The organism is Anabaena sp. UHCC 0187 (assembly GCF_009712035.1).
Classification (GTDB): domain Bacteria; phylum Cyanobacteriota; class Cyanobacteriia; order Cyanobacteriales; family Nostocaceae; genus Dolichospermum.
Map to the genome: position 1 here is coordinate 379,402 of NZ_VILB01000013.1, position 13,678 is coordinate 393,079.

12 protein-coding genes are annotated in these 13,678 nt (G+C 41.3%); 8 read left to right on the forward strand and 4 right to left on the reverse strand.

Annotated elements, in window-relative coordinates; translation table 11 throughout:
- The first annotated feature begins 89 nt into the window (after nt 1-89).
- The gene (locus tag FJR11_RS14645) at nt 90-359 is read left to right on the forward strand and encodes a hypothetical protein (protein WP_127056412.1); all 270 of its coding nucleotides are present in this window, start codon (nt 90-92) and stop codon (nt 357-359) included.
- The gene (locus FJR11_RS14650) at nt 359-802 is read left to right on the forward strand and encodes a type II toxin-antitoxin system VapC family toxin (protein ID WP_168504906.1); all 444 of its coding nucleotides are present in this window, start codon (nt 359-361) and stop codon (nt 800-802) included. Before FJR11_RS14645 ends, FJR11_RS14650 begins: the two co-directional genes overlap by 1 nt.
- Nucleotides 803-1,025: 223 nt before the next feature.
- Here FJR11_RS14650 and FJR11_RS14655 read toward each other — a convergent pair whose 3' ends face one another.
- The 3 genes from FJR11_RS14655 to FJR11_RS14665 all read right to left on the reverse strand — a co-directional run bounded on the left by FJR11_RS14655 (nt 1,026) and on the right by FJR11_RS14665 (nt 3,452).
- Entirely contained in the window at nt 1,026-1,376 is a 351-nt protein-coding gene (locus FJR11_RS14655; protein WP_015081375.1) for a DUF1257 domain-containing protein, read from the reverse strand.
- A gap of 142 nt (nt 1,377-1,518) precedes the next feature.
- Nucleotides 1,519-3,030 (reverse strand): AAA family ATPase, encoded by a 1,512-nt coding sequence (locus FJR11_RS14660; protein ID WP_168504908.1) that lies wholly within the window; start codon nt 3,028-3,030, stop codon nt 1,519-1,521.
- Nucleotides 3,031-3,104: 74 nt separating this feature from the next.
- Nucleotides 3,105-3,452, reverse strand: a complete 348-nt coding sequence (locus FJR11_RS14665) for a hypothetical protein (RefSeq protein ID WP_168504910.1) — start codon at nt 3,450-3,452, stop codon at nt 3,105-3,107.
- Nucleotides 3,453-3,657: 205 nt separating this feature from the next.
- Between FJR11_RS14665 and FJR11_RS14670 the strand changes: the two genes are divergently transcribed.
- From FJR11_RS14670 to FJR11_RS14685, 4 genes are all read left to right on the forward strand, one after another.
- On the forward strand, nt 3,658-4,149 hold the full coding sequence (locus FJR11_RS14670) for a hypothetical protein (RefSeq protein ID WP_168505569.1): 492 nt from the start codon (nt 3,658-3,660) through the stop codon (nt 4,147-4,149).
- 150 nt (nt 4,150-4,299) lie between these two features.
- Nucleotides 4,300-5,454: an NAD-dependent epimerase/dehydratase family protein gene (locus FJR11_RS14675; protein WP_168504912.1), complete on the forward strand. Its 1,155-nt coding sequence runs from the start codon at nt 4,300-4,302 to the stop codon at nt 5,452-5,454.
- A 130-nt stretch (nt 5,455-5,584) separates the two neighbouring features.
- Entirely contained in the window at nt 5,585-6,745 is a 1,161-nt protein-coding gene (locus FJR11_RS14680; protein WP_168504914.1) for a glycosyltransferase family 1 protein, read from the forward strand.
- A 97-nt stretch (nt 6,746-6,842) separates the two neighbouring features.
- Nucleotides 6,843-9,389: an adenylate/guanylate cyclase domain-containing protein gene (locus FJR11_RS14685; protein ID WP_168504916.1), complete on the forward strand. Its 2,547-nt coding sequence runs from the start codon at nt 6,843-6,845 to the stop codon at nt 9,387-9,389.
- A 168-nt stretch (nt 9,390-9,557) separates the two neighbouring features.
- On the opposite strand, the gene FJR11_RS14690 is transcribed toward FJR11_RS14685, so the two are convergent.
- Complete coding sequence (locus FJR11_RS14690) at nt 9,558-9,830, reverse strand: hypothetical protein (RefSeq protein ID WP_174763056.1); 273 nt, start codon at nt 9,828-9,830, stop codon at nt 9,558-9,560.
- Nucleotides 9,831-10,334: 504 nt separating this feature from the next.
- Here FJR11_RS14690 and purC point away from each other — a divergent pair.
- Nucleotides 10,335-11,066: a phosphoribosylaminoimidazolesuccinocarboxamide synthase gene (gene purC / locus FJR11_RS14695; protein WP_168504918.1), complete on the forward strand. Its 732-nt coding sequence runs from the start codon at nt 10,335-10,337 to the stop codon at nt 11,064-11,066.
- 71 nt (nt 11,067-11,137) lie between these two features.
- A complete protein-coding gene (locus FJR11_RS14700; RefSeq protein ID WP_168504920.1) occupies nt 11,138-13,573 on the forward strand; it encodes a BamA/TamA family outer membrane protein in 2,436 nt (811 codons plus the stop codon).
- The last annotated feature ends 105 nt before the right edge of the window (nt 13,574-13,678 follow it).

Consider the following 13,678-nt stretch of genomic DNA (forward strand, 5'->3'; position numbering starts at 1 on the left):
TCCTGTAAATCCTTAAATCCTGGACATCCTGATTCTGACAAATTGATAAAATAAATAATTAGATAAAGTGTGATCGCCTCTAGTACCCCATGACTACCATTAAAGAACAACTGATTGCGTCAATTGAAAACGCACCAGAACCTATTCTGGAACAAACCCTCGACTATCTCGAATATCTCAAAACTAAAATAAATGCTTCTGCTATTAAATCAAGCAGTATTCCTATAAAAGATGGAGAACCAATATTACGCGGATCTAAAGCCAAAGATTTGCTACAATTTGCTGGAACTTGGCAAGGTGATGACTTTGAGAAATGTCTCCAGCTTGTTTACGATACCCGATCCGAAGCTGAATTCTGATGTATCTTTTAGACACTAATCACTGTAGTCGCATCATCTTTGGTGAAACTAATCTTATCCAACAGCTAGAAGTCCACAGCGAAGCCGGCGTTGCTACCAGCGTTGTTGTCCGTGGAGAACTACTTTACATGGCAGCTAAATCTCAACAAACAGCCGCCAATATCCAACAGGTGAAAGCTTTTTTAAACACAATTGATCTTTACCCTATTAATTTATCAATATCAGACATTTACGGCGATCTCAAAGGCAAACTTATTAATACATTTGGTCCTAAAGAAAAAGCAGAACGGCGAAAATTTAATATCCAAACTCTAGGCTTTGGAGATAACGATCTTTGGATAGCGGCTACCGCGATTCACTATAATTTAACTATAGTTTCCACAGACAATGATTTTCGACGTATTCAGCAAGTTTACCCTTTTGCATTAGAGTCTTGGGTTTAAAATGTGTACTCAAATCACAAAATCCTGTACATCCTTAAATCCTGGATATCCTGATTCAGACAAATGTTTAAAATGTGTACTCAAATCCTAAATCCTGTACATCCTCAAATCCTGTAAATCCTGATATGGCTTCGCTATCAGACAAATAAAGACAAAAAAAAGCGGGCTAACCGCTTATTAGAAGGTTAACCCGTTTCACTTTGGGAACGTGCTACAGAAATTGTTACTGCAATACCAACTTAACATTGGCATTTTGCAGACCGCGCTGTTTTACTTCAGCCAAAGTCTTGTTAACGGCATATTTTTGATTAATAGAGTTGATCAACTCGGTCTGGTTGTGCTTCTTAGCAACACCCCATAAGTCAGCAATGAGGTCAAAAGAACCGTCACTGTTACGAGACCAACCTAGATCGTACTCGCCTTCCAATACAGCAACGATGTCGGAACGGAGACGCTGACCATTATAGCCACGAACATCAGCTTCAGTCTTGACGCTGATACCTAAGTCGCGCAAAGAAGACTTGAGAATTTCGGCATCGGTGATCTTGGTACGCAGAGTGCTAAAGTGAGACATTTGGGTTTCCTCCAATAAGAAGATTGATGAGAAAAACGACAACGGTTCTTTTTCAGCGAAGCCGCATTAATTGGGAACGGCTTTTTTCTATCTGTTAGCCTTGTGACTAACCTTTCCCCCCTGACATTTCAGAGGAAAGCTTTTAAAACTCCATGCGCTGATATTCAGCAACAGAGGAGGCTGCGGGTCTAGCACGCTGTCTGGCCCAGTCCCTTAAGGCTGTGACCTGTTCTTGCATCGTTCGTGACAGCGGCAAAGTAGACTTCAATGCAGCAATAATATCTAATTGGGTGAACTCCCGATCTTGGGCGAAGGCTTCATACATAGCCGCCACTATCGCTTGTTCAATTTCTGCCCCGGAAAAGCCATCGGACATTTTTGCTAGTTGTTCTAAATCAAATCTAGCAATTTCCTCCCGGCGTTTAGTCAGGTGAATACCGAAGATATCCTGACGTTCTTCCGGTGTGGGCAGATCCACAAAGAAAATTTCATCAAAGCGACCTTTCCTTAAAAACTCTCCAGGTAGGCGTTCCACGCGGTTAGCAGTCGCCATTACGAAAACTGGAGATTTCTTTTCCTGCATCCAGGTGAGGAAAGAGCCGAAAATTCTGTTTGATGTCCCCCCATCAGAATCGCCAGAACCACCGCTACCCGCAAAGGATTTATCCAACTCGTCGATAAACAGAATCGTGGGGGAAATTGATTCTGCCGTTTTTAGGGCGTTCCGCAGGTTAGCTTCACTTCGACCCACCATTGAGCCGTCGTAGACCCGCCCCATATCTAATCTCAGAATTGGTAAACCCCATAAACGGGAGGTAGTTTTAGCAATGAGCGACTTACCACAACCAGGAACACCGAGAATTAACATTCCTTTTGGTTGGGGCAACCCATACTCTCTCGCCCTTTCGGTAAAGGCGTTAGAGCGTTGGGTGAGCCAAGTTTTTAATTCTTCCAAGCCACCCACAGCATCAATGGTTTCATCCTCTTCGATGTACTCCAAGATACCGTTACGGCGGATGAGTTGTTTTTTCTCGGATAAAACAATATCAACTTCATCTTCCGTCAAGCGCCCAGTTGTTACCTGTGCTTTGCGGTAGACTTTCTCAGCTTCATCTTTAGTTAGACCTAAAGCGGCTCTGAGCAGTTTTTCTCGCGCCTCGGTTGTCAGCCGTCGTCCACGATTTTGCTCTTGATGGGCAGTTAAAACCTTATTTAACTCGGCCATGTCAGGCAATTGAAAATCTAAAACAACAACTTCTTTTTCCAGTTCGATAGGAACTTGTTGCACAGGGGACATCAAAATAATGTTCTTTTGCGTTCCTTTAAAACTAGCGATCGCGTCCCGGAGCGATCTGGTTGTTGCTGGCGCATCAATAAAGGGATGTAAATCTTTAAGAATAAATATACTTGGTTCTTTTTGACGAATAATCCAATCAATCGCTGCTTCGGGAGAGACAGTATTATGTTGAGTGGTATTCCGGGGTTGACCGTACTCGACGATACCGTGAGTTACTGTCCAAATATATACTCGTCTTTGGGGTTTTAAATCTTGGGAGACTTTAAAAATTGACTGCTCTGCCCGCTCTTCCTCGGAGGTCACAAGGTAGATTAAAGGGTATTGAGCTTGAATTAAAATATTGAGCTCTTCTTTCATACTATCGACCTACTTGAGACCTTATAGAGACAGTACCGAATCAAAACTATTGATTAATCATTAATAATTCCTATCTAACAAGGAACTAATTCTTCCTCACCCTTGGGATGGGTTTCATCTTTTTCTCTACCATCAAGAGGTAGATGATCTTGACCGATGACTCCTGGTTGATTGCCTAAGTTCACTAGTTCACCATCACGTAATACAAGTGAAGATTCACAAGTGGGACAGGAATAAACCCGATGAGTTCGCCCATGAGCAGACGCTTCTATCTCTTCCACTAATTCTGAGTTCGTCAGGTAGAAATTGAGCGCACGTTCGGCTAGGTCTGACATCGGTTCCGAGTCAACAGCAGAACGAATTTTAAGTCTTCTGTGAAGTTCCGGTGATAAATATAACGTAACCTTTTGCTTAGTTTGCATACGACTTTCTAGTGGTCTTACCCGGGTATGTATACCACCTTATCGGCTCTTTTCTTAGTTGTCAAGATGGTAAAGCGTTTTAATGGTAATTTTGTTACATTTCTCAATAAAACTAGAGCTAGTACGTGAGATAATAGTGGAAATATGTAATTTATTAAACCTGGGGACTGGTTCGGAAAGGGGTTTCAATTTTGAATTGTTTAATATGGGTGCAGTACAAGTAAAAAAGGCGCTGTGCGCCATTACTTCTGGTGTGGGTATAGGGATGATTGTCTGGGGGTGTAATGCCAATAACCTCCAGGTTCAAGATCCGGCATGGAAGACATATAGAAATAATCGTTATGGTTTTGAGTTTCCTTATCCCCATACTTGGCAGCAACTAGGAAACCCAGACAACAGTGATGGGATTGCTTTAGTTTCACCAAACAAAAAGACCGTAGAAATTCGCTCTTATGCAAGTAAGTCTTTATTAAAATCCTCAAAGGAAAATCCAAAACTAGCCCCTAACTTTCAGACTCATCAAGGGTTTTCTGGGGTACTGGCTGTAGAAGTTGCCCAAAAGGTGACTGTCATAAAATTGACCATTACCCAAGAGCAATTGGAATATCACTGGCAAGGACAAAGCGACAGTAAAGACTTTCAAAATTATTATCGGCTGTTTTACCACATTGCTAAGGAGTATAAAATTAGTCAGTAGTTAGTGGTCAGTGGTTAGGTAAGTGGCAGGAGTTTTTAGAATTTTGCATTTTGCATTTTCTATTCATTTACTTTCTTAGTCAGAATTTAATGATTAAGAAGGGACAGAAACCTGATAGATTGAGCTATCAGCGAGTAAAAACTGGTAAAGATGAAAGTCCTGGTTATTGGTGGTGATGGGTATTGCGGTTGGGCAACCGCGCTTTACCTTTCTAATCGAGGTTACGAAGTTGGAATTTTAGATAGTTTGGTGCGGCGACACTGGGATAATGAACTGGGTGTAGAAACCCTTACCCCAATCGCACCAATTCAGAAACGTCTCCAGCGATGGCAGGATTTGACTAGCAAGTCTATTGATCTGTTTATCGGCGATATTACTAATTACGAGTTTCTGCACAAAGCTTTACACGAGTTCCAACCAACTGCGATCGTGCATTTTGGTGAGCAGCGTTCAGCGCCATTTTCCATGATTGACCGTGAACACGCTGTTCTCACCCAAGTCAATAATGTGGTTGGCACGTTGAACTTGCTGTACATTATGCGGGAAGATTTCCCCGATTGCCATTTGGTGAAATTGGGAACAATGGGTGAGTATGGAACTCCCAACATTGACATTGAAGAAGGATACATCACCATTGAACACAACGGTCGCAAGGATACTTTGCCCTATCCGAAGCAGCCTGGTTCTATGTATCACTTGAGCAAAGTCCATGATAGTCATAATATCCACTTTGCTTGTCGGGTTTGGGGTTTAAGAGCTACAGACTTAAATCAAGGGATAGTTTACGGTGTCTTAACCGAAGAAACGGGAATGGACGAACTGTTAATTAACCGTCTGGATTACGATGGCGTATTTGGTACAGCACTAAACCGCTTCTGTATTCAAGCAACCGTAGGACATCCCCTCACCGTCTACGGTAAAGGTGGACAAACTCGCGGCTTATTGGATATTCGGGATACGGTGCGATGTATTGAATTAGCGATCGCAAATCCTGCCGAACCAGGAGAATTCCGTGTGTTTAACCAATTTACCGAACTATTCAGTGTCGGTGACTTGGCGATGATGGTGAAAAAAGCCGGCAACGCTTTGGGACTAAATGTGGATATTAACCACATAGACAACCCCAGAGTGGAAAAGGAAGAACACTATTTCAACGCGAAAAACACCAAACTCTTGGATTTGGGTTTACAACCGCATCTTCTCTCGGATTCCCTCCTTGATTCGCTATTAAACTTTGCGGTCAAGTATCAGCACCGAGTTGATCACAAACAAATTCTTCCCAAAGTCTCTTGGCATAGAAAATAGGTGACAGTAAAGAAGGCAAGAGTCAAGAGGCAAGAGGCAAAGGTAGATTCATTCTCCCCTGACTTCTGACTCCTGACTCCTGACTTCTGACTTCTGACTCCTGACTCCTGACTCCTAACTCCTTGTTTTTATGCGAATCGCCCTATTTACAGAAACCTTTTTACCCAAAGTTGACGGCATTGTGACACGGTTGCGTCATACAGTTGACCATTTGCAGCGCAGTGGCAATCAAGTCTTGGTATTTGCCCCCGAAGGTGGCATAACTGAACATAAAGGTGCGAAAGTTTACGGAGTTAGTGGCTTTCCCTTACCGCTCTATCCAGAGTTAAAAATGGCACTGCCTCGCCCTGCCATTGGTCATGCTTTAGAAGAGTTTAAACCAGATATTATTCATGTTGTTAATCCCGCCGTTTTAGGACTGTCAGGGATTTTTTATAGTAAAGTTCTCAAAATTCCCTTGGTGGCTTCTTACCATACCCATTTGCCCCAATATCTACAACATTACGGACTGGGAATGTTAGAAGGGTTACTTTGGGAGTTACTTAAAGCTGGTCATAATCAGGCTGAGTTAAATTTGTGTACCTCTACGGCAATGGTAAAGGAACTTTCAGCCCATGGAATTGAAAGATGTGATTTATGGCAACGGGGGGTAGATACAGAATTATTTCATCCTGATTTAGTCAGTGCGGAAATGCGATCGCGCTTATCTCAAAATCATCCAGACAGCCCCTTGTTGTTGTATGTTGGTCGTCTTTCTGCGGAAAAGGAAATCGAACGCATCAAACCCATTTTAGAAGCCATTCCTGATGCCAGATTAGCATTAGTTGGCGATGGCCCCCACCGGCAAACTTTGGAAAAACACTTTGCCGGGACAAACACTTATTTTGTTGGTTATCTGATGGGTAAAGAATTAGGTTCTGCCTTTGCCAGCGCTGATGCCTTTATTTTTCCTTCCCGCACAGAAACCCTCGGATTAGTGCTGCTAGAAGCCATGGCCGCCGGGTGTCCCGTGGTAGCAGCCCGTTCTGGAGGGATTCCGGATATTGTTACAGATGGAGTCAATGGATATCTTTTTAACCCACAAGCCGATATTCAAGAGGCGATTAATGCTACCATACTTCTGTTAAAACAACGACAGGAAATAACTATTATCCGTAAAAATGCCCGGACAGAAGCTGAGAAATGGGGATGGACATCGGCTACGCAACAACTTCAAGATTATTATCAAAAAATCATCTTCAACAGTAGCAGGAGTCAGGAGTCAGGAGTCAGGAGTCAGAAGCGAGAATAAGAGTGCTGGCTTTTTCTCTAAATTTTCCCACCTCATTCAATTGCATAGAGCTATATTACTAAAATCCAAAATCTAACATCTAACATCTAAAATTCCCATGACACTTCCTAATCCCGGTAGCGTCTTGGCTACATTAACCGAACTGACACAAATTAATCGGACTGATGCCTTACTAAGTCGAGTTAAAGACCTTTCTGTTAACGAATTTGTATGTTTACTTGATTTTATTACGGCTGAATTCCAGCAATTTATCAGAGCTATTGATTTAATCAATAATGAAGCTCTAGAAACTATGCTGGAAAAGGTACTAGAAGCTATTACTTTGAAAATTGGTCAAATTCTGCAAGCAGAACACACGGCTATTTTTTTAGTTGACTACGATAAAGGTCAATTATGGTCAAAAGTTCCTCAAGATAATCATCAAAAGTTTCTGGAAATTCGGACTTCTATTAATGTTGGTATTCCTGGTCATGTTGCTGGCACAGGTAACTGTCTGAACATCTCAGAAACTGCGAATCATCCCCTATTTAGCCCAGAGTTGGAGAAACAAATGGGCTATAAAATTCGCAATTTATTATGTATGCCAGTTCTGAGTAGTAAGAACCAAATTGTAGCTGTAGTCCAACTGGCAAATAAAGCTGGAAATATTCCTTTTGATGCGGAAGATGAAGAACGATTTCGGGATTTTGCATCCGCTATTGGCATTATTTTAGAAAGTTGTCAATCTTTCTATGTAGCGGCTCGTCATCAACGGGGAGCAACGGCTTTATTACGAGCTACACAAACTTTAGGGCAAAGTTTAGATTTAGAAGCCACTTTACAAATGGTGATGGAACAAGCCCGGATCTTAATGCAAGCAGATCGTAGCACCCTATTTTTATATCGCAAAGAATTAGATGAACTGTGGACAAAGGTGGAAGATGTTAATAGCAAAAACCTGATAGAAATTCGGATTAGTGCAAATCGGGGGATTGCTGGTTATGTGGCATCAACTGGTACAGCCCTGAATATTACAGATGCCTATACAGATTCTAGGTTTGATTCTTCTATAGATAAAAAAACTGGTTATGTAACTCGGAATATTTTATGTTTACCAGTATTTAATTCTGCTAATGAGTTGATTGGTGTTACCCAATTAATTAATAAACAACAAGGTGGTTTTACCGCTTCAGATGAAGAATTCATGCGGGCTTTTAATATCCAAGCTGGGATTGCTTTGGAAAACGCCCGCTTATTTGAAAGTGTTTTATTAGAAAAACAATATCAAAAAGATATTCTTCAAAGTTTATCTGATGCGGTAATTTCTACAGATATGCTCGGTCAAATTGTGACTATTAATGATGCGGCATTGGAGTTATTAGGTTGTCCAGTCAGAAAGGCTAATAGTAGAAATAATAAACTCCTATGGGAACAAAATTTAATTGGTCGCCCAGTTTGGGATGTGATTCCTATTGAGAATCTGCAAATGCGGCTAGAGGATAGTTTGAAACATGGAGCTAAACATTATGTCCCTGAACAAAGTTTGATTGTAGGGTTATATGAAAAGATCAACAATGAATTAATTTTAGCTATCAGCGATCGCACTAATCCCCATATTTTTATTCCCTGGAATCAATCTCTCACTGCTCAATCTGAGTTACTGAGTGCAGATGTAGTCCAGAAGATAGAACGGAGTATTAATCTCACTGTTAATCCTTTAACGAACCCAGAAGGAGGGTCTCGTGGTGGTTTAGTGGTGCTAGAAGATATCAGTCGAGAAAAACGCATGAAAAGCACTCTATACCGCTATCTGAATCCTCATGTAGCCGAGCAGGTAATGGCTTTGGGACAAGATGCTTTAATGGTTGGTGAACGGAAGGATGTCAGTATTTTGTTTTCTGATATTCGGGGTTATACAACTTTGACAGAAAACCTAGGGGCGGCAGAAGTAGTATCACTCCTAAATCAGTATTTTGAAACAATGGTAGAGGCGGTTTTTAATTATGAAGGGACTTTAGATAAATTTATTGGTGATGCTTTAATGGCGGTATTTGGTGCGCCTCTACCACTTACAGAAAATCACGCTTGGCGAGCGATACAATCAGCGCTGGATATGCGGCAACGATTACGGGAATTTAATCAAAAGCGGATTTTTCACTCTCAGCCACAAATTCGTATTGGGATTGGGATTAGTTCTGGGGAAGTGGTTTCTGGGAATATTGGTTCTCACAAACGCATGGATTATACGGTAATTGGAGATGGGGTAAATTTGAGTTCTCGCCTGGAAGGAGTGACTAAAGAATATGGCTGTGATATTATTCTTAGCGAATTTACTTATAATTTGTGCAGTGATCGACTATGGGTGCGTCAACTAGATAAAATTCGTGTGAAAGGGAAACATCAGGCTGTGAATATTTACGAGTTGATTAGCGATCGCTCTACTCCCCTAAATGCTAACACCCAAGAATTTTTGCACCATTATCATGCTGGACGCAATGCCTATATATTAAGAGATTTTACCCAAGCGCTCACCTGCTTTCAATCCGCTAAAGCTATTTTTCCCCTAGATCAAGCTGTTAATATCCACTTAGAACGTGCCTATAGATACCAGGAAACACCACCACCAAAATCTTGGGATGGTGTGTGGACAATGATCACAAAATAATCAGTTGTCGCCATCAGCAGTTGCAAATTATATTAAAGAATAAAAGAATAGGAAATAGGTTTGAAAGTCTTTTGGTTTTATATTAATTTTATGATACCAACTACTCCCGTTAAGATACAAGGTATATTAACTGCTATTTTGCAATTGCAATACCTATGATCTCCGCTATCATCCATCTTCAGAACCGTTATTTTGTGAAGGTTGTTCACCAATTTTCAGTTGTTTTTTTGAGTGCTTTAACTGCTTCCAAAGAAACTTAATTTGTTCGTAAGCCTCATCTGGTGGGACTTTTCCACCTGTTTCTAAATTACAGATATAGCTAACTCTTTGGGCAAATTCCTGTAAATTTGCGTTGAATACCAAATTTTCTGGTTTAACATGACCATAGTAGCGACCACGGGGATAGAGAAAATCTTCTTTGCTCATCATTTTTTTCTCCATTTACTCAACTGCTCTATATAATTTATATGCTGATGATAGCGCAGCGTGACGGAAGCCATACACTGCTCCTTATTTCCGCTCTTGGTTATCAGAAGATAGATTGGTAATTCTGTATTAATAATTCCTCCACTTTTTCAGAACGGGAGGGATAAGATTATTATCCTGCTGATGGTGTAGCGTTGCATTAGCCTTATGCGAAGCTTCAGAGCAGTCAGTCACTTTTTATTCTTCCCTCATTTACTAACAAAAGATTGTATTAAATTCAACAAGTTATTAATATATTCCTTAAGATAGATTAGTATATTCCTTTTTGCAATACTTTGGAAAAGTTTCTTTTATAGTATACTTTGAAATCAGTATCATAAATTAAACCCAATATTTATACATAATATTTATGGAAATATTCTTGTGATGATTCAGTTCACCAATGACTAATAACTAAAGATAAAATGGTAAAACTGACTGAATCATTACCATCCATTACCGTAAACAGTATCTACTATCATGTCTGTTAATTCTAAACTCTACGAAGGCAAAGCGAAAATTCTCTACGCAACCGAAGATCCAGAAATTTTGTTGGCTGATTTTAAAGATGATGCTACAGCCTTTAATGCTCAAAAACGTGGCAGCATTCAGAATAAAGGGACAATTAACTGTAGTATTTCTAGCCAACTGTTTCAACAATTGGCAATACAGGGGATTCAAACTCATTTCATTGATAGTCCAGCCCCCCATCTAATGCGGGTGAAAGCGGTAAAAATCATCCCCTTAGAAGTAGTGGTGAGAAATATTGCGGCTGGTAGCCTGTGCCAGCAAACTGGGTTAACACTAGGTACTATTTTGTCACAGCCTTTAGTAGAGTTTTATTATAAAAACGATCAATTAGGTGATCCTCTACTGACACTTGATCGCTTATTGCTCCTAGAATTAGCGACAATGGAACAAGTTAAGCAAATTACCCATCTTGCATTGCAAATCAACGAATTTCTGCAAGAGTTTTGGGAAAAATGCCACATTACCCTAGTAGACTTTAAACTTGAATTTGGTGTGGACTCACAACAGCAAATACTGTTAGCAGACGAAATTAGTCCTGATACCTGTCGGTTATGGGACATAGCCGAAACCGATCCTAACCGCAGGATTATGGATAAAGACCGTTTCCGTCGTGACTTAGGAAACGTAGAGAATGCCTACCAGGAGGTTTTACAGAGAGTATTAAAAGTAGTAGAAGACTAAGAAAGTTGGGTAAGTAAATTTTCCAGTGACTAACGACTAATAATTAATGGTGTGTGGTAGTGAAGAAAACTATGATTAAAACAAGTTTAACACCCGGATTAATGGCAATGGTAGCCATTACAGTCCCAATAGCCAGTTCTGTAAGAGTAAATGCCCAAGAAGCTGTACCTCTTGCCCCACAGATAACAGAAGTTGTCACAACCCAGACAAACCAGGTAGAAAAACAGAGTTCTGTTAAAAGTGGCAAGATTGAAAATCAAGCATTTCATCCCCAACCGGTTGCAATAATTCTAGAGCAAGAAGCTGACAAATTTTCTCCGCTGATTAAAGTATTAAAGAGGAAATCCGAATCCATAGATAAAACGGCGGTGGTTGTACCAGAATCTACAGTAGTTCCCACCACAGCAGAAACTTCAGAAGCAACCCCTACCCAGCCTCCTGAGGCTGAATCCCATCAAGAAAATATCCATACCCCAACAGCAGCACTAACATCTGTAGATCCGGTGGCTGTAGTTATGCCCAAACCGAAAATATTGCCGATTACAGCACAAGTTCCCCAGACCGAGTCAAATCAACCTCCTGCGGCTGAATCTAGCCAAGAAAATATCAATACCCCAACAGCAACGCCGACACCAGTTCCCAATCCAGAAACAACGGAATCTCGTGTATTGGTGTCAGAGGTAGTTGTTAAATCAGAGACAGGACAAGTTACCCCCGAACTAGAAACCGAAGTTTATAAAGTAATTCGGACCCAAGCGGGACAGACAACAACCCGTTCCCAACTCCAAGAAGATATTAATGCGATTTTTGGGACTGGGTTTTTCTCCAACGTCCAAGCCTTTCCCGAAGATACGCCCCTGGGTGTCCGGGTGAGTTTTGTTGTTGCCCCCAACCCTATTCTGACCAAAGTAGAATTAGAAGCCAATCCGGGTACAGGTGTAGCGTCTGTACTTCCGGCTCAGACTACAAACGAAATATTTGGTAGTCAGTATGGCAAAATTCTCAACTTGCGGGAATTAAACGAGTCAATCAAGCAATTAACCAAGCGTTATCAAGACCAAGGTTATGTGCTGGCCAACCTAATTGGAGCGCCCAAAGTTGCAGAAAATGGAGTTGTCACCCTACAAGTAGCAGAAGGGGTGGTAGAAACCGTTAAAGTTAGATTCCGCGACAAAGAAGGAGAAGAGGTCAACGATAAGGGAGAACCAATTCGCGGTCGGACAAAAGATTACATCATTACTAGGGAAGTAGAGTTAAAACCTGGGCAGGTATTTAACCGGAACACTGTCCAAAAAGACTTACAAAGGGTTTTTGGACTAGGGTTATTTGAAGATGTGAATGTTTCCCTTGACCCTGGTACTGATGCTAGTAAAGTCAATGTAGTGATGAATGTGGCGGAGCGTAGTAGCGGTTCTATTGCCGCAGGTGCGGGGATTAGTTCTGCCAGTGGTTTATTCGGAACTGTCAGCTATCAACAGCAAAACCTGGGGGGAAGAAACCAAAAATTGGGGACAGAGGTACAGCTAGGAGAACGAGAACTACTATTTGACCTCCGCTTTACTGATCCTTGGATTGCTGGTGATCCTTACCGCACTTCATATACAGCAAATATTTTCCGTCGTCGTTCTATTTCTTTGATTTTTGAAGGTAAAGATCAAAATATTGATACCTTTGATCCTAATAATCTTACGAATACATCTGTACAGGTTAGCCCTCGGATTACCCGGTTAGGTGGTGGTGTGACATTTACCCGTCCCCTTTCCCCTAATCCCTACAAAAATTCAGAATGGCTGGCTTCCGCTGGACTACAGTATCAACGGGTTTCTGGTCGTGATGCTGATGGCAATCTGCGAAAAGAAGGGGCAATATTTGATGACAATGGAAATATCATCAGTGATAAGATTCCTCTAACTCTTTCGCCTTCAGGGGAAGATGATTTATTACTATTCAAGGTGGGCGCACAAAGGGATCTCCGTAATAACTCCCTGCAACCGACAAAAGGTTCTTATCTCAGCTTTGGAGTTGATCAATCTGTACCTATAGGTGAAGGTAGTATTTTTATGACTAGGTTACGGGGTAACTATAGTCACTATCTGCCTGTTAAATTCACTAGTTTTAGCAAAAAACCAGAAACTTTAGCATTTAACATCCAAGGTGGGACAATCTTTGGCGATTTACCTCCCTATGAGGCTTTTACCCTGGGTGGTAGTAACTCAGTTCGGGGTTATGACGAAGGTAGACTAGGCACTGGTAGCAGTTATGTCCAAGCTGCGGTGGAATATCGCTTCCCTGTGTTTTCTGTTGTCAGTGGCGCACTATTTTTTGATTATGGTAGTGACCTGGGAACAAGTACCCAAGCTGCACAATTGTTAAATAAAAAGGGTAATGGCTATGGCTATGGTTTAGGTGTCCGGGTACAATCTCCCCTAGGACCAATTCGCATAGATTACGGTGTCACTGATGAAGGTGATAGTCGCATCAATTTTGGGATTGGGGAAAGATTCTAAATTGGTCAGTTGTCAGTGGTCAGTGGTCAGTTGTCAGTTGTCAGTGGCTAAGGACTTTAATTTCCAGACAAGATTAACCAGGGTTTCTACTTAAAACGGGATATG